The 17,639-nt window shown below is 36.0% G+C and carries 13 protein-coding genes and 1 tRNA gene; 12 read left to right on the top strand and 2 right to left on the bottom strand.

All coding sequences use genetic code 11. From position 1 onward, the window contains the following. Positions 1–31: 31 nt before the first annotated feature. Positions 32–391 (bottom strand): winged helix-turn-helix transcriptional regulator, encoded by a 360-nt coding sequence (locus KYG33_RS08985; RefSeq protein WP_077418271.1) that lies wholly within the window; start codon positions 389–391, stop codon positions 32–34. Positions 392–534: 143 nt separating this feature from the next. On the opposite strand from KYG33_RS08985, the gene KYG33_RS08980 reads away from it, so the two are divergent. The 7 genes from KYG33_RS08980 (at position 535) to KYG33_RS08950 (ending at position 12,065) form a co-directional block, all read left to right on the top strand. Further along, a complete protein-coding gene (locus KYG33_RS08980; protein ID WP_077418273.1) occupies positions 535–1,479 on the top strand; it encodes an alpha/beta hydrolase in 945 nt (314 codons plus the stop codon). Between the two features lie 17 nt (positions 1,480–1,496). After that, positions 1,497–2,063 (top strand): cysteine hydrolase family protein, encoded by a 567-nt coding sequence (locus KYG33_RS08975; protein WP_077418276.1) that lies wholly within the window; start codon positions 1,497–1,499, stop codon positions 2,061–2,063. Positions 2,064–2,272: 209 nt separating this feature from the next. Then, positions 2,273–3,856 (top strand): histidine kinase, encoded by a 1,584-nt coding sequence (locus KYG33_RS08970; protein WP_077418279.1) that lies wholly within the window; start codon positions 2,273–2,275, stop codon positions 3,854–3,856. Positions 3,857–3,968: 112 nt separating this feature from the next. Then, positions 3,969–6,554, top strand: coding sequence for a zinc-dependent metalloprotease (locus KYG33_RS08965; protein WP_219073100.1), 2,586 nt, complete (start codon positions 3,969–3,971; stop codon positions 6,552–6,554). Positions 6,555–6,560: 6 nt separating this feature from the next. Continuing rightward, positions 6,561–9,893, top strand: a complete 3,333-nt coding sequence (locus KYG33_RS08960; RefSeq protein ID WP_219073099.1) for a SusC/RagA family TonB-linked outer membrane protein — start codon at positions 6,561–6,563, stop codon at positions 9,891–9,893. An 11-nt stretch (positions 9,894–9,904) separates the two neighbouring features. Continuing rightward, on the top strand, positions 9,905–11,224 hold the full coding sequence (locus KYG33_RS08955; RefSeq protein WP_219073098.1) for a RagB/SusD family nutrient uptake outer membrane protein: 1,320 nt from the start codon (positions 9,905–9,907) through the stop codon (positions 11,222–11,224). A 79-nt stretch (positions 11,225–11,303) separates the two neighbouring features. Next, positions 11,304–12,065: a LytR/AlgR family response regulator transcription factor gene (locus tag KYG33_RS08950; RefSeq protein ID WP_077418290.1), complete on the top strand. Its 762-nt coding sequence runs from the start codon at positions 11,304–11,306 to the stop codon at positions 12,063–12,065. 174 nt (positions 12,066–12,239) lie between these two features. Here KYG33_RS08950 and KYG33_RS08945 read toward each other — a convergent pair. Next, positions 12,240–12,312: transfer RNA gene (locus KYG33_RS08945), tRNA-Phe, on the bottom strand. 542 nt (positions 12,313–12,854) lie between these two features. Here KYG33_RS08945 and tssD point away from each other — a divergent pair. The 5 genes from tssD (at position 12,855) to KYG33_RS08920 (ending at position 17,639) form a co-directional block, all read left to right on the top strand. After that, positions 12,855–13,259, top strand: coding sequence for a type VI secretion system tube protein TssD (gene tssD / locus KYG33_RS08940; RefSeq protein ID WP_077418293.1), 405 nt, complete (start codon positions 12,855–12,857; stop codon positions 13,257–13,259). 127 nt (positions 13,260–13,386) lie between these two features. Beyond that, positions 13,387–15,267, top strand: coding sequence for a type VI secretion system Vgr family protein (locus tag KYG33_RS08935; RefSeq protein WP_077418296.1), 1,881 nt, complete (start codon positions 13,387–13,389; stop codon positions 15,265–15,267). 1 nt (position 15,268) lies between these two features. Then, the gene (locus KYG33_RS08930) at positions 15,269–16,564 is read left to right on the top strand and encodes a hypothetical protein (RefSeq protein WP_219073097.1); all 1,296 of its coding nucleotides are present in this window, start codon (positions 15,269–15,271) and stop codon (positions 16,562–16,564) included. Further along, a complete protein-coding gene (locus KYG33_RS08925) occupies positions 16,564–16,959 on the top strand; it encodes a hypothetical protein (protein ID WP_077418301.1) in 396 nt (131 codons plus the stop codon). Before KYG33_RS08930 ends, KYG33_RS08925 begins: the two co-directional genes overlap by 1 nt. Before the next feature lie 437 nt (positions 16,960–17,396). Beyond that, on the top strand, positions 17,397–17,639 hold the full coding sequence (locus KYG33_RS08920) for a hypothetical protein (RefSeq protein ID WP_077418303.1): 243 nt from the start codon (positions 17,397–17,399) through the stop codon (positions 17,637–17,639).

Below are 17,639 nucleotides of genomic sequence, written 5' to 3'. Positions count from 1 at the left end.
TGGGCTTTTTTTAAATGAGTGAGAATTTAGATTATTTTTTCTTCATCTGTTTATGTTCGTTACCCCATACTTCCAGCTGATTCAAAACCGGAATCAGCTTTCTGCCAATTTCTGTAAGCTCATATTCTACTTTTATAGGTACTTCTGCATATACTTTCTTGGCGATGAGCCCCTCCTGTTCCATTTTTTTCAGCTGCAGGGTAAGCATTCTTTCAGAAATATTGTGGATTTTATCTTTCAGTTCAAAAAATCTAAGTTTCCCATGTTTAAGATGGTAACAGATGGAAAGAATCCAGCGGCCACTGATCAGATTTACAGCATATATTTCAGAACAGCTGTACTCCAGCGTTTTCTTATTTTCATTATTGGTGGATGATTCTTTAATACTCATACTTACATTTTTGTTCGTTCCAGACAATCATTTGTCAACTTGGAAAGGACGATGTTGATAGGTTAAATTTACAAATAAAAACAGGAAATATCCTGTCGGAAAATGGTTTTATCGCCGATGTAGAATAAAATATTTAGAAAAAAATGGATTTTAATAGAATTAACATTGATTTAAAAAATAGTATTGAAAATGTTCCTTATTCATTAGAAATTGATGAAAATTTATTTTTGAATGCCCCGGAAATTATTCAACAGGAAAGAATAGAATTTACGAAAGCGAATCCTTTTAAAAAGCCTGATCATATTGCTGTAAAAGATATTTTTATACCAAGTTCAGAAGATGGATATGAGATCAGACTTCACATTTATCAACCTGAAGGTTTCAACCGGGACAGGGTTCTGCTTTACTTTCATGGAGGAGGATATGTTTTCGGGTTACCGGAACAGGTGGATGACCAGATGTTTGGAATAGCAGATACACTCAAAGCAATCATTATTTCTGTTGATTACAGGCTTTCTCCCCAATATCGGTTTCCTATTCCTGTTTTAGATGGTTTTGATGCTCTACGATGGACTATTGAACACGGTGAGTCAAAGTTGGGAATTAATTCTGACCGTATTACCGTTTTTGGAGCAAGTGCAGGTGGACATCTTGCAGCGGCTGTAACTCAAATGGCAGCACACCATAATATTAAAAATATAGAACATCAGTTCTTACTATATCCTGTGATTCACAACAGGCTGAATACTCCTTCAATGGAAGAGTTTACTGATATTCCACTATGGAATAAAAGCTACGCAAAGATAGCGTGGCTGCATTTTCTGGGTGAAGGAAATGAGGATAAAAGCATTCAATATTCGGATCTTACCTGTTATAATGCTTTTTCAAGGTTACCGCAAACCACCATTGTTGCCTGTGAGTTGGATCCTTTAAGAGATGAGGATGTAGAATATGCTCAGCTTTTATATAAAGCAGGAGTGAAAACTGAATTGTGGGTAATTCCCGGTGCACTGCATGTATTTGATCTCTTCGATTCTCCTGTAAAGGATGAATATAATACGTTTCTTATGAACAGACTTTTCAAATAATGATAAAATAAAAACAGATGAAATTACAAAACAAAAAATCGGCATTGCTTCTTATTGATATTCAAAAAGGATTTCTTGATGAAAACTATTGGGGAGGAAACAGAAATAATAAGGAAGCAGAAAAATTAAGCGGAAAAATACTGCAAAAATGGAGAAGCTTGAATTTGCCTATATTTCACATCCGACATAGCTCAACAGACATTAATTCAAAACTGCATGAATCTGATCCGGGATTTGAATTTAATGAAAATGTTTTACCTCAAAATAATGAACCTATTATTACAAAAAATGTGAACAGCGCTTTTATTGGAACTGATTTAAAAGAAAAATTAGATCTTCAAAAAATAGATACTCTGGTGATTCTGGGAATTACGACCAATCATTGTGTTTCAACTACGGCAAGAATGGCTGGAAACTTTGGATTTGAAACCTACGTGATTTCTGATGCTACAGCAGCTTTTGACAGAGTAGGGATACACGGAGAAAAATATGAAGCAGAACTGGTTCATCTCATGGCATTGGCCAATCTGAGTGAAGAATTTGCCACGATACTGAATACTGAAGAATTATTAAAAAAGTTGTAGAAGAACGATAATCTGAACATATTGAAACTGTCATATTTTTGGTGGTTTTTTTATTACATATAGTTAATAATATATGTTTTGGTTCAAAAAATAGGCTTGTTTATCGATGGTTTTAAATATAAAAATAATTCACTTTATGGTACTGGAATCTTTGTTATATCTTTGCAAACGAATAATTTATATGTAGGAGAACAACAATTCAGAGAGACTTGAGTATTAATTTTAAACACACCTTATCCCAAAAATACATTTACATCACCGCTCTATCTGCCTGCTTGATTGCAGTGGCAGCATTTGCTGTTCTGAGCCTTTTAATTACTGAAGACAGCCGTAAAAACACTGATGATTTTGCAAAGAAAACCTTCTTCCGTAAATATGAATCTGTGGAACATGAATTCAGAAATATTGAGGACTATCAGTATCTGCTTCGCGCATTGATTCAGAAAGACGGTCTGAAGAATTATAAAGATTATTCTTTGGTTTTAAATGATTTAAACAAAAAAAGAAATCTGCTGCCTTACAGCTGGTATTATTATGAAAATACTGCTTCCGGAAAAACAGAAAGTAATAATCCGTTATCCGATATCTTCAAAAATACAGATCATAAAGAGAAAGCTATTGTTTTAAAAAACAATGGGTCCGGACATTTCAGGGATCTTTTGATAACTAAAAAAGACAGTATGTATTGGGTGAGTTATGATTCCCTGATGCTGCCTGATAAAAACAAATTGTATTATGGTTCTACTGTAAGCCTGGATGATCTCCATCAGTACTTTATCAATGTAGATAAAAGTTCTAATACGTATGCGTATGTCTTTACCAAAGAAGGAATTTGTATTACCCATCCGGAGAAAAAATACATCGGAAAGAATATTTTTGATTTTACAGATATTAAGGCTAAAGATACGTTGTCTGGCAGCTCTGAAGCCGGATATACCAAAGGAACAGCGGTCTCGGAATATCTTGGAGTTGAAGTAACCCGCTTCATAAAACCATTAAAAACAGACAATTTTGACGGATATACGGTTGTGAACCATGTTAATTTCATCATTGATGAAAATATAAGCAAGATAAAAACTTATACTGTGTATATTTTTCTGGCAGCTCTGTTTCTTATTGTAACGGTTTTTATCTTATTCCAGAGGGCGACTAATCTGGCTTATCAGGAAAAAGAAAAAATACAGTCTGAAAAGAATTTATTGTTAGTAGAGAACGAAAAGATGCACAAAGCAGAAGTGATCAACCAGCTGCAGCAACTTAAGAATAACATCAATCCACATTTTCTCTTCAATTCTTTGAATTCCCTTTACATGCTGATTGGGATCAATAAAGAAAATGCGCAGAAGTTTACCATGAATCTCTCCAAGATTTATAGGTATCTTATAGTACCTCCGAAGGAGAATATAGTTCCGGTTTTGCAGGAAGTAAAATTTATACAGCAGTATATGGAACTCCTGAAAAGCAGGTTTGATGAAGAAATGAGTTTTGAACTGATTATTAATGATTCTGCAAGTCTGGAGAAGCGCATTCCGTATTTATCACTGCAGATTGTTACTGAGAATGCAATCAAACACAATATTGCGACCATAGATCAGCCTTTGGAAATTATCATTATTATTGACGAAAATGGGATTACTGTGAAGAACACCTGGCAGCCAAAAACTGAACCAGTGCAGGGAGAAAAATTCGGAATTGATTATTTGAATCAAGTTTATGAGTATTTTAAGAATAATCTTCTTCATATTTCTGTAGATGGTGAATATTTCATATGTTTTTTACCATTAATGAAGTGAAAATAAAAATCCATTCACTCCCGAAAAATCACCATTCACTCCCTAATATTATATATATGATTCACGATACCTATAGCTTTGCTGGCTGAAACTAAGATATTTACTATTTGGAATGAATCGGACTATTTTAATGAAGAATTACAGGCTGGCACTGTATTTAGGTCTTGCTATGGCCTCACCAATGGCAATAGCACAGAAAAAAGATACAGTAAAGGTCAACAAAGACAAAACTGATAAGACAGAGACTTCCTCATCAAAGAAAACAAAGAAAATTGAAGATTTGATCAAAAAAGGGACTTATAAAAAAGGACTTTTTAATACGATACAGGTAAAAACGGATATTTATTTTGAAATTCCTGACAGTCTGATGGGACGTCAGTTTTTGGTGGTGAACAAACTTTCTCAGGTACCAATGCAGGTGAATGAGGCAGGTTTGAACAAAGGAATGAATTATGAAAATAAGGTCATTTCTTTCCATCGTGATCCCGTAGCTAAAAAAGTATGGGTAAAAACGGTGGTGCCTAAAGTATCATCCCCAAAAAATGATGCGATTACAAAATCGGTGAAAGACAACTTTTCGGAATCTGTGATTGAAGTCTTTGATATTGAAGCACAAAATAGCGATTCTACAGCAGTAGCTATTAAAGTCAATAAAGTTTTTGATGGAAATCAGAAGAGCTTCAATGATGTTCTGGCCAATGTAGGATTGGGAGGATCTGTGAAATCAAGCCTTTCTTATATAGAAGGAGTGAAAACTTTCCCCAGGAACCTTGTGGTGAAGTCTCAATTGTCTACTTCTGTAAATGAAGGTGGGGTAGATCTTCCGGTAACCCTTGGTGTTACTACAAATCTGGTACTGCTTTCTAAAATACCGATGAAACCGAGAGTCGCAGATTCAAGAGTAGGATTTTTCTCCGAAAAGCACTGGTCGTTTAATGACAATCAGCAGAAAATGGATGAAAAATTCTTCATTACCAAATGGAATCTTGAACCGAAGGACGAGGATAAAGAAAAATACTTAAGAGGTGAGCTGGTAGAGCCTAAGAAACCGATTGTTTATTATATCGATCCGGCAACACCAAAACAATGGCGTGAAAAAATCATTGCCGGAGTACATGACTGGCAGGCGGCGTTTGAGCAGGCAGGATTCAAAAATGCAGTGATTGCGAAAATGCCGGACGAAAAAGATGAAGATTTTGATATTGATGATGTAAGATATTCTGTGATTACTTACGCCGCTTCGCCAAAGTCAAATGCAATGGGACCCTCTGTAGTAGACCCGAGAAGTGGTGAAATTATCGAAGCAGATATCATCTGGTGGCATAATGTAATGACTTCTCTTCATGACTGGATGATAATTCAGACAGGGCCTATCGACCCGAAAGCAAGAGGAAATAAATTCAGTGATGAGCACATGGGGGAAGCGATTCGTTTTGTTTCATCTCATGAAGTTGGACACACTTTCGGACTGAAGCACAATATGGGAGCATCCTTTGCATTCCCTGTAGAGTCGCTTCGTTCCAAAGAATTTACAGACAAAATGGGTGGTACAGCACCTTCCATTATGGATTATGCACGTTACAACTACGTAGCACAGCCGGAAGATGGGGTTACAGCCATCACTCCGAAAATTGGTCTTTATGACAAATATGCTATAGACTGGGGTTACCGTTGGTATCCGGATGAATTTGTTGAGAAAAAAGCGCTGAGAAATTTAATTGAAAAACATGAGGATGACCCGATGTATTTCTATGGCGAGCAGCAGAGCTACCTGGAAACTATCGATCCACGCTCACAGTCTGAAGATTTAGGAGATGATGCCATGAAAGCCAGTGAGTACGGAATGAAAAACCTGAAAGTAGTTCTCAACAACCTTTTGAAATGGACCTATGAAGATGGTAAGGAATATACGGATGCTGGAAAACTGTATATGGGAGCTATCGGACAATGGGATCTGTACACAGGTCATGTGATGGCGAATGTGGGAGGAATTTATCTGAACAATACTGTTTTTGGCAACAAGAAGAAAGCTTACGAAGCAGTTCCTGTTGAAATACAGACAAGAGCTGTTGATTATATTGTTAAAAATGCAATCAACCTTCCGGAATGGTTATTCTTCAATCCGATTACAGAAAAAACGTATCCGGTTAAAGATTCACCAATGGGACCATTTGAGCAGACACCATATACCATGGCGAGAGGAATGCAGTATGCAAATATCTATTCCTTGTTTATGGATGACCGATTGTTGAGATTGCTTGAAAATGAGCTGAAGCATCAGATGTCAGGTTCAAAAGAAGAGATCTATACCGTTGAGAAATTATTTGATCAGGTAAGAACGGCCATTTTTAACAAAAAAGGAAGCCTTACGATGCTTGAAAAAATGACTCAGAAAAACTATGTGGATGCCTTGATTGTCTCTGTGAACAAGTTATTTGAGAAAACAGCAGTGAAAGGATTGAAAGTTGACGATACCCTGAATATTCCAACCATCTGTAATTTCCATGAAGATGATCACGGTTTGAGGAATATCAATTATTCATCCATGAAAAGAGTATCTGAAGTCACTACATACAAGAGGGCGGAACTTCAGAAGGTTCTGGATTTACTGAACAGGACAAGATACAGAGGTGATGATGCTTCCAGAGCACATTACACAGATTTAATCATTCGTATACAAGAGGCTTTAAACAAATAAACGGCAATGAAAAAAACTCTAATACTTTTACCTCTTTTGGCTGCTAATATAGCAATGGCCCAGCAAAAGAAAACCATCACCGGGAAAATAGAAGACGGAAATACTTCTCATATAATTGCCGGTGCATCTATAAAAATAGAGACGCAATCTGTTTCAACAAAAACAGAATTGGAAGGAATTATCGAAAGTGTATCTGTAGGTACAGTAGCCGATAAGGACGGGAAATTTATATTAGAAATTCCTGCAGATACCAAATCTGTATCAGTAAGCTATCCAGGTTATGAATCCCGGGTAATTCAGTTGAATGAAGGACAGACCAACTATACAATAAGACTAACTTCTGAAGTTACAGACAAAAATAAAATCCAGGAAGTAATCATCACTGGATATCAGAAAATTGAAAAACGTAAGCAGACCTCAGCGGTTTCTACAGTAAAAATGGACAACATCAGCCAGGCTGGTGTTGCCAGTGTAGACCAAATGCTGGCAGGTCAGATTGCCGGTGTGGCAGTAACTCCTGAAACAGGGGCTCCGGGAAGCCCGGCAAAGATCAGAATCAGAGGTACAGCTTCTCTTTCCGGTCCTCAGGATCCGCTATGGGTAATCGACGGTCTTCCGTTAGAAGGAAATGATGTTCCGAACTTTACAGATAAAGATAATATTGACCAGCTTCAGAACTTCTCTATTGCAGGGCTCAACCCTAATGATATTGAAGATATTACCATTCTTAAAGATGCAGCTGCAACAGCCATTTATGGAGCAAGAGCAGCAAATGGAGTAATCTCTATTACAACCAAAAAAGGAAAAAAAGGAAGTTTAAAACTGAACTTCTCAGCAGATACTTTTGTTACATCACGTCCTGATTTTGGGAAACTGAATCTTTTGAATGCTTCTGAAAAAGTAGATCTGGAACTGATGCTTGCAAAGCGTGCTGATCTTACTTACCGCGCAGATAAAGGAGAAGTGATGAGGATTCTGACTCAGAACAGTCAGCTTGATGCTTTCAGAAACGGGGGGTTTGATGCGCTGAATTCATTGACGCGCCAACAGATCAATGGCCTAAGGAATAACAATACAGACTGGGGTAAACTGTTGTACAGAAATGCCATCAACAAACAATACGGATTAAGTATTTCCGGAGGAAGTGACCGTGCAGACTACTATTTCTCCCTGGGGTACTATGATGAAGAAGGAACAACTATCGGTACAGGTTTTAAACGTTATAACCTGACTTTAAAAAACAACTATAAATTAAGCGATAAGTTAAATGCAGGAATCTCTATTTTCGGAACGCAAAGTGAACGTACATCTTTTGTAACGGATGCTGATGCTTCTATCAACCCTATTAATTATTCCAGAAATGCCAATCCTTACATGAAGCCTTTCAATGCAGATGGAAGTTACAATTATGATAAAGATATAGACGGTTTTGAAGATTTATATGTTCCTTTCAATTTCCTTGAGGAAAGAGAAAATACAAGCTATACGCTGAAAAACAACTCTTTGAAAGCAATTTTAGACTTAGAATACAAAGCTTCAAAAAGTTTAAGATTTACCTCTCAGCTAGGTATCCAGTATGATGCTAATAAAACGGAGAAATTTGCAGGGGAGAACACCTATTTCACCAGAAAAATGAGACAAGGTACCCGTTACTACAAAGATGGTAAATTCAATTACTTTCTACCTGCAGGGGCTGTAAAACAAAACTGGGATAATGATTTCTTCCAATACAACTGGAAATTGCAGGCGGCATACAGCACGAAGATCAATTCAAAACATGAAATTGATTTGATGGCAGGAACAGAAATCCGTAAAACAGAGGATAATACTACCGTTACCAGAGCTTTTGGATATGATCCGAATTCAAGAAGAGGTACGGCAATTGTTTTCCCGAATTCAGATTTCGCAACAGATAAAAAATATGAAACTTATCGTGAAAATCCACCGGTAGAGAATGCTTATGCTTCCATGTTTGCTACGGCGTCTTATACCTACGATCAGAAATATACTTTCTTCGGAAGTGTGAGATATGATGGAACCAACCTTTTTGGGGTGAATAAAAAGTATAAATATCTTCCGATATGGGCAATTTCAGGATCATGGCTGGTAACTAAGGAGAACTTTATGAAAAATATTTCTGCCGTATCTAACCTTAGATTGAGGGCATCTTATGGTCTTCAGGGGAATATCGACAGAAATACTTCACCATTCTTTATTGGGGAATATAATGATGCGACGATTCTTCCAGGTGTAAAAGAAGGTGTTATTACTGTAATAAGCCCTCCTAATGATAAACTGAGATGGGAAAAAACGACCAATACTAACGTTGGTCTTGATTTAGGATTGTTCAATAACCGTGTTAGCCTTACCGCTGATGTTTACAGCAGAAAAGGGACAGACATGATCAGTATGAAAGAAACACCTCTTGAAACAGGATTCGAATATACGATGATGAACTGGGGAAGTTTGACCAACAAAGGTTTCGAACTGGCATTGTCTACCAGAAACATCAATCATGATAATTTTAAATGGACTACCACCATCAACTTTGCTCACAACAAGAGTAGGGTATTGAGTGAACAGCCTCGTGACAATGCCTTCCTTCCTTCCAGAGAAGGTCTTCCTGTGAACGCTGTTTTTGCTTTGAAAACGGCAGGAATGGATGAATATGGAAACCCATTGTTCTGGAAAGGAGACCAGAAGATTTCAGCTGCAGAATTCTTTAAATTATATGATGTGTACGCTGATTTCCTTCCAGGTCAGCTTGTAGATACAAAGCTTTCAAGTGCTGAGCTGAGAAGCCTGTTTACCTATGTTGGTGACAGAGATCCGAAGTTTACCGGAGGTATTATCAACACTTTTAAAGTACATGATTTTGATCTTACTATCTCCGCAACATTCAATCTGAAGCAGACGGTAATGAGAACACCTTCTTACCGGGGTATGGATCTGGATAGAGGAAGAAACTATACAAGAGATATCTATGAAGCAGGAGTTTCACTTCCGGGAATCACAAGCCCTGATATGGAGGCTAATCCGAATGGATGGATGGCGAATAAGTGGTTTGCCGGAAACAGTTCCAATGCATACAGTTTACTTGATGTATGGGCAAAAGAGATCAGCTATATAAGAATCAGCAGCATTCGTTTAGGCTATACACTGCCTAAAGAATTTACAAATCCTATGGGGATTTCCAGTCTAAGACTGAGCGTTGAAGGACGTAACCTGTTTGTATTCAGTAACGGATATAACGGATACTTTGATCCGGAGACATATGGTAATATTTATGCACAGCCTATCACCAAGTCGGTGACCGTAGGATTTAATGTTTCTTTTTAAAACTTGAGAAAATGAGAAAAATTACAACAATCATAGCCCTTGCAGCAATCAGTTTAATCAATATCGGATGTGACAGGTTTTTAGATATTCAGCCTGAAGGGAAAGTCATTCCTGTTACTACCGAAGATTACCGGCAAGTACTTACATCAGCCTATTCAAAATATCCCGTTCACAAATCTCTGGTAGCATTTCGTACCGATGAGGTGAATATTGATGACAATGGAGTAGATTTTGTTTCTTATCGAGAAATGGCAATGTGGAAAGATTCGAATAATGATCCCACATCTACGGAATTCCCTTGGGTAAGGTTTTATTCCGTTAATTTCTACCTGAACCAGATCATCAACGAAGGAAGTAAAACTATGAAGGATTCTCCAGAGAAGAATCAGATTTTAGCAGAAGCTTATGCTTTGCGTGCTTACCTGTATTTTGATTTGGTGAATTTATATGGAAAACCTTACAACAATGCTACTGCTTCAACAGACAGAGGAGTTCCTATCAATCTTGAAATTGATCTTGAGGAGGTATTGAAGCCATCTTCTGTACAGGAGGTGTATAACCAGATTCATGCAGATATTAAAAAAGCAGAAGGTCTGATGGTAGAACAAACGCAGGCATTAGGAGTTAATTACAGATTTTCAAAAATAGCTTTGCTGGCCTTCGAGGCAAGAACAGCTTTGTACGAAAGTGACTGGGATAAAGCTTTGAATTATGCAAATCAGGTGCTGGCGGTAAAAGGAGATTTAAGCAATTTAAATACAGTAAATACGGTGCCTAATCATTATGCTTCCCCGGAATCAATTATGGCTTTGGATAACCCATGGGATAATTCTATAAAGAACTTATCTTTTGTGTCTCCCGAACTTATTTCTTCATACAATAGTACTACAGATAAAAGGTTTGGCATGTATTTTGAGAAAAATGGAAGTAAGTATAAAGTCATTAAAGGAGGAAGCTTAGAATTCAAAGTGTCTTTCAGAACAGCAGAGCAGTACTTTATAAAATCTGAAGCATTATTAAAGTTGAATAAGCTGACTGAGGCTAAAGAAACACTTCTTAAAGTAATGAAGAACAGATATACTCCGGACGGATATACTTCAGTTCAAAATGCAGTGAACTCAATGGATTCTGCAACATTTATGAACTTTATCCTGGATGAAAGATTCAGAGAATTTGCTTTGGAAGGACAAAGGTGGTTCGACTTAAGAAGAGCAAATCAGAAAAAAATTAGCCACACCATCAGTGGTAAAGAGTATATTCTTCAGCAGAATGATCCGCGATATACCATTGAATATCCAATGAGTGCGAAGAAGAATAACCCTAATCTATAGAACTTCATATCAAATTCAATACAGATGAAACCGCTTGAACTTAATCGTTCTAGCGGTTTTTTTGTACTTTTGCACCGTTATGAAAATTGCCATTATAGAAGATGAGCTGCTGGCTGTGAATTATCTGAAAAATCTTTTGGATACACAGAGCATTGTCCCTGTTACAGAGACTGTTATTCTTCGTTCCAAAAAGCAGGCAATTGATTTTTTTGAGAAAGATTCGGCAGATCTTATCTTTATGGATATTCATCTTGGTGATGGGATGAGCCTTGAAATTTTCGAGCAGGTAGAGCTTTTTACCCCTATTATTTTCATTACCGCATTTGATGAATATGCCATGAGAGTCTTCAGGCATTTTACCATTGATTACCTTCTGAAACCTTTCGAACAAGAGGATTTGCATAAAGCTTTACAGAAATTTATTTCCATAAGAAACAATTTTGATCCCGAACCGGTGCTCAAATCAATTTCCTCACTGCGCCAGACAGAAGATGAGGTGATGAAACGTTTTATGGTAAGAGAAGGAAATAAACTCAAATCAATAGACGAGCATAACACGGCTTATTTTTTTGCCTCCGGGAAATACCTTTTCCTTACCACAAAAGATCATCAGACCTATATTTTTGATGATACCATTAAAGATATTATTCAGAAGCTGAATCCTGAGATTTTCTTTAAAATAAACCGTAAGTTTATCATTAATAAAGAAGCTGTTTCTGAAATTATCAAGCATTCCAGTCAAAAAGTAGAACTTAGGCTTTCTCCAGAACCGGAAGTAAATGCCGAAATTTTTATCAGTAAAATGCAGATTACCGAGTGCCTGAATTGGCTGAACAAGTAATAAAACTGCATAGAAATACATACCTAGAAAGAATCAATGAAGTTGATTCCTATCTAAGCTTTCTTAAAATTTTAACCTAAATACTAATCTTTACGTTATTTTTTTGATTCATATCGGTAAGGGGCATGTAATATAACAACAAAAAAACCTCTAAAATGAATTAGAGGTTTTAAGTGGTTTCTCCAGGAATCGAACCAGGGACACATGGATTTTCAATCCATTGCTCTACCAACTGAGCTAAGAAACCATTTATGTTTTCGTTTATTACTTCGTTGTTTTAAAGTGATGCAAAAGTATAATATTTTATAATACCACGCAAGTATTTTGTTTTATTTTTTTGATGAAACCTTCTGATGTCAGTTGTTTTTAGTTTCAATACTTTGTTCATCAGTAATTTGGTAGCTTTTATTTTTTTTATTTTTTTCAAAATATTATTTTTAACGCCTTTCTATAATTGTATTTTCAGTACTGAAACTCATTTTCTGTCCTAAAAACTGCTGTCACACTCTATTAATGATAGAAAAATTACTTTGATCTGATAAATTATAAAAATTATTTTCCCGTTTTAAAAGATCTTAAACAAGCAGTAAAATAACAAAATTTGCAATTGAAATAAATTGCAAGCGCTTGATTTGTAGTATGTAATAAACCTAACAAGTGTTAGTCGTAGAATTACTACACTTTTTTAAATTTAATAATAAATTTCATTTACGTTTTGTAATTACATCTATATTTGGTGATATAGAAAAACAAAATCATAAAAATATTAACCATTAAAATTTACAAATCATGGCAGAAAAAAATTCAAGAGGAATTTTAAAATTCAACAACGGTGAAGGGCAAAAGTTATTAAAGCTTAACTACAGCGTATCAAGATCTACAGATGTATCGGGACGTGTAGCATCAGATCCTTCCAATGCTCTTATCAAAATCACGGTAGAAGCTACTGAAAAATCAGATATTCTGGAAAGTTTATTGAATGGAAAGTACAAGCCTACTGTAGGAGAGATTACTTTCAATAAATCTCACGAAGAAGGAACTTTAACAACACTGAAGTGGAACAACGGTTATGTAATCCAGCATGAGGTAGATTTCGATGCTGTAGATGAGAACAGTATGTACATCAGTTTTATAATAAGTGCAGAACAGATAGATCTGGGGAATTCTTCTTATTTCGGAGCATGGCCTTCTTAAGCCTACTCAGAATTTAAATATCAGGCAGAATAGTACACCCGGTCCAAGGGATGCTGTTCTGCCTTTTTTAACCTTATAGAACGACTGTTTATTTAAAAAAATGTTCTGAAAAAAACACCTAATCACTATGAATAAAAATGCTTCGAATTCTGATAAGATTTCTGAGAATCATATTCCCGGAATCAACCGTGTGGTAAAGCTGGATATTGTGATTGAAGGCAAAATTATCAAACACTTCAAGCATTTCCGCTTACAGCAAAGTGCCAGAAGACATCACAATTTTGAACTTATTCTAGCCCATGATTCTCTTGGAGAAGCCCAAAACCATACCCTGGAACAAGCACGTCAGTTTTTGGGAAAGAGGATTACGATTGTCTTTAAATACAAAGATTATGAAAGTGAAAGCCCTGAAAGAACTTTTGTGGGGGTCATCACTAAAGCGGCATTCAGCCAGGAAAAAATGAGTCTGGGAAATATTGTACTGAGAGGTCAGAGCCCTACCATTCTTATGGATGCCGCTCCCCATACTCAAAGTTTTGGAGGGGATCAGGCTGTTAATACCGGAATCATTGCCAATAAAATATGTAAAGAAGCACTGGGATCTGAGAAGTTTGATTTCAGAGTAGATACTCAAAATAAAAGCTATATTAATTATAGTGCACAATATAACGAAACCCATTATAATTATCTTGCAAGAACTGCAGAAGCCTACGGAGAACAGTTTTATTATGATGGTGAAGTCCTTCATTTCGGAAAGCTTCCCCCTTCAGAAAAACCGATCAGGCTTGTATATGGAAGCAATGCAACAGACGTTCAGGTGGAGCTGAACGCTGTCCATACCAATCCCCGGTTTTTTGGATATAACAGCAGCAGCCACACAAAAATGGAAGGCTCTGAAAATAATATCAGACATTTGGGAGAAATTCCGTCCAAGGCTTATGAACTGAATAATAATATTTTTAAAACCCATTCACTTTCTCCGGCGCCTATCAATGCCAATATGTTTGTGGATGTGAGTGATTCTCAGAAAAGCGCTGCCGGAAGTGCTGCCGTAGAAGTATTTACTGTTTCAGGAAATACAACCGTTCCGTTTTTATATCCAGGTTGTCTTGCTGATATTGAAATGAGGAAACCGGATACCAGTCAGACTTCTTATTTTACAAAACTTACGATTACCGAAGTATCCCATGAAGTAAACGCCCGAGGGTATTATACGGGAAGTTTTGAAGCTATTGCAGAAGGTACAGGCTTTATGCCGAAACCGGATTTCATACATCCTAAAGCTGAACCACAAGTAGCTACCGTTATTTCCAATACAGACCCACTTAATCAGGGAAGAATACAGGTGAGATTTGACTGGCAGAAAAATCCCGATACTACCCATTTTATCAGAATGATGAGCCCGGATGCAGGCGGTACAGATGTTATTACTCAAAACAGAGGTTTTGTAGCAGTACCCGAAGTGGGAGATCAGGTAATGGTAGGCTTTGAATACCACCACCCGGATTTTCCGTTTGCAATGGGAGGAATGTTCCATGGGCAGGTGGCATTGGGAGGAAGTATCAATAACCATCTTAAATCTATTCAGACAAGGAGTGGCAATAAAGTGATTTTTAATGATCAGGAAGGAAGTATTTTCATAGAAGATCCTAGTGGAAATACTTATTTGATGGACGGAAAAGGGAATATAATAGTTAATGCTCCCAAAAATATAACCTTCACAGCCGGAGAAAATGTACAGATCAATGCGGGTAAAAATATTATTGCCTCAGCGCAGAGAAATGTCAATATTATGGCTGGAGAAGATATCACGGAAACCGCCAATGATGATTATAATCTGACAGCAAGCAATATCATTGAAACGGCTGAAGCTGGCAGAAAATCTACAGCTAAAAATATTACAGAAAATATGGAAGCCGGCTCTTACATCAGTACAAAAGATGCTATCAATGTAGAAAGTGCCAAGGAAGTGCTTATCAACAGTGGTAAACAGGTAAAAATGCAGTAATATGGCGGGCGAAGGTGGAAATATCGTAAGAAATGTCTTTGGAAAGTCCTACAAGGAAGCAGAACAGATTATGAAAGATGCTTCCAAGGGGACATTGGATTTTAAATCCCCTCAGGAAAATACTTTTTATGGGAAAAAAGGAGGAAAGAAATTTGATGAATATCAGGCGAAAAGTGAAACTCAGTCATTACTTGTAAAGGCTGTGAAATGTTATGAAGATATAGAATGTACAAAAGAAGTTAAGATTATAAAAAAAGAAGTTAAATATTACTTTAAAGCAATACAGTATAGCAGAACTCCTACGAAATCAGAATTGAAAGGTCTTAAGTGGGCTATCCAGTATGATGATACCCCTTTAGCTAATGCTTCTCAGGTAACAGGTGAGGAGAAGATATCCTATATTGTTCCTAAGGATAGGAAAATATCCAAATTAAGAGTGTATGCTTTCTTTAAAGCACCAGATGAAAAGGTAAGAGCAGAAGTTTCATTCAAAATTTTGGATCCAATCATTATTTATATTTGTGGATATTGGAATAAAAAAATGCCTTATGCTGGAAGTGAATGGGGAGAACAATATTGGGGTATTGGGCTTAAAAGCAGCGCTAAGAAGTATTTTAGATCCACAAAAGAATATTTTATTAACGGAGCCGGCACAAAATTTTCATCGGGAGGAGATCGGTATAAACAAGGTAAATCGTTTGCAGAAGCCAGGCTTAAAAATCAGGCATCAAAATTTTATCAGGAATTATTCAAAGAAGAACGTCGTATAATGGTGGTGTCACATAGTATGGGAGGAGCTTTTGCAGAAGGGGTTCTGAGTGTATTTAAAAACCAAAAGCTCAATATTGAAAAAGTTGTTCATCTGTCCCCGGCAGATACCTCAGGTTTTAGTGTTACATTTCCACAAATAACTTACCAGATAGATATTGACTGGGATCCTGTGCTTATGTATAAAAATGCTAATGATTCCTCTACAATAAGAGGTGTGAAATTCAGCGGTATTTCAAAGAATCCAAAAGGGGATGAATTCGGACATATGTATACAAAAGACGAAGCTTTTGTATGGGGATGGTTTGAAGATCTTGAGCTGATAGAGTTTCAATTTGTAAATCAGGAAAATAAAACATACACAACACCTGGTAGCGGAATGGGATATGGAGGAACATCTACTACAGTATTACAAAAGAATTTTAATGCCTTAAAAGTAAAAAGCCCAACACCTTTTTCAAGAGTATATAAAAATTCTAAATTTTACTTTTATGATGAAAAAACAAAAAAATATTATACAGAAAATTAATGAAGAAATATTTAATAATAGGAATTATTGCAGTACTGTGTCTGATCATTTACAGATATGGTTTTCTCATTGTATTTTGGCTTACAACACCTAAAGAAGGAACTTTAAGTTCATCTGAAAAAGTACTTTTAGAAAAAATAAAAATAGAAAATCATGCAAAAGAGGTATTAAGAGAACCTAAATATAATGTTGATCAACCTAAAGATACAACCGTTTATAAAATTATTGTAAATAAGGTTCCTTGTACCTCTGATACCTTATTTTATAGAAGTAATGCTTTTTCTATAAAGAGAAGATTAGATAGTATTCGCCTGCATCAAAATTATTATAAATATCAGATATTTTATGAGTGTATGGATGGTAAAGAATATGTTTACTCTTTTATGAAAAAGTAACAGGTTGAATGGTCAAATAATATCGAAACAGATTGGACTAAAATAGATTTATTAACCTATAAGCACATATTCATTAGTGTGATTTTAAATAGTATAATGAAATTTATCTTTTCATACATTTTATTTCAGATAATTAGTAAGCAATGATAATTGATAAAAGATCTAAGATAGCTATCGGAATTATAATATTTCTTGAACTTCCTTTTTGGCAAGAGCATATATTATTTATTCCTTTTTAAGGTATGATTCGCTTAATGGAGATGGAAATCATGACGCGACACAATATGACACAGAATTTTTTACAACAGTGATATATTCCCTTTTAATAGTTGTTTTTTTATCTTTTATAAGTATTGTGATTTTTAGAAAAAGAAAATAATGATAGTAATACAACTCAGGTTATATTGAAAATTAATGAAGAAATATTTTATTCCAAAATGAAGAAAAAAATAATAACTGCAGGAGGATTTATAGGAATATTATTCTCAACATGGGATTCAATAGTTGATCATACTGATTCAGCATCATTGAGTGACCATATGAAGATTGGATTTATTTTCCATTCGGTTTTTAGTTTGAAAACATTGATATATCTGTCGATTGGTGTGGCCTCCGGATGGATAATAAGTGTAATGATTAATAAAATCAGCGAGCTGCACCAGGAGTGGAACGACTTTTAA

It is taken from the genome of Chryseobacterium sp. D764, assembly GCF_019317325.1.
Classification (GTDB): Bacteria; Bacteroidota; Bacteroidia; order Flavobacteriales; family Weeksellaceae; genus Chryseobacterium.
Note: the sequence above shows the minus strand (reverse complement) of the source record. Positions and strands in the feature narration are given on the sequence as shown.

Excerpts from the sequence above, each read along its gene's own strand:
- KYG33_RS08955 (WP_219073098.1), top strand. The coding sequence starts at position 9,905 with ATGAGAAAAATTACAACAATCATAGCCCTTGCAGCAATCAGTTTAATC.
- tssD (WP_077418293.1), top strand. The coding sequence starts at position 12,855 with ATGGCAGAAAAAAATTCAAGAGGAATTTTAAAATTCAACAACGGTGAA.
- KYG33_RS08960 (WP_219073099.1), top strand. The coding sequence starts at position 6,561 with ATGAAAAAAACTCTAATACTTTTACCTCTTTTGGCTGCTAATATAGCA.
- KYG33_RS08950 (WP_077418290.1), top strand. The coding sequence starts at position 11,304 with ATGAAAATTGCCATTATAGAAGATGAGCTGCTGGCTGTGAATTATCTG.
- KYG33_RS08920 (WP_077418303.1), top strand. The coding sequence starts at position 17,397 with ATGAAGAAAAAAATAATAACTGCAGGAGGATTTATAGGAATATTATTC.
- KYG33_RS08980 (WP_077418273.1), top strand. The coding sequence starts at position 535 with ATGGATTTTAATAGAATTAACATTGATTTAAAAAATAGTATTGAAAAT.
- KYG33_RS08935 (WP_077418296.1), top strand. The coding sequence starts at position 13,387 with ATGAATAAAAATGCTTCGAATTCTGATAAGATTTCTGAGAATCATATT.
- KYG33_RS08975 (WP_077418276.1), top strand. The coding sequence starts at position 1,497 with ATGAAATTACAAAACAAAAAATCGGCATTGCTTCTTATTGATATTCAA.
- KYG33_RS08930 (WP_219073097.1), top strand. The coding sequence starts at position 15,269 with ATGGCGGGCGAAGGTGGAAATATCGTAAGAAATGTCTTTGGAAAGTCC.
- KYG33_RS08965 (WP_219073100.1), top strand. The coding sequence starts at position 3,969 with ATGAATCGGACTATTTTAATGAAGAATTACAGGCTGGCACTGTATTTA.
- KYG33_RS08985 (WP_077418271.1), bottom strand. The coding sequence starts at position 391 with ATGAGTATTAAAGAATCATCCACCAATAATGAAAATAAGAAAACGCTG.
- KYG33_RS08925 (WP_077418301.1), top strand. The coding sequence starts at position 16,564 with ATGAAGAAATATTTAATAATAGGAATTATTGCAGTACTGTGTCTGATC.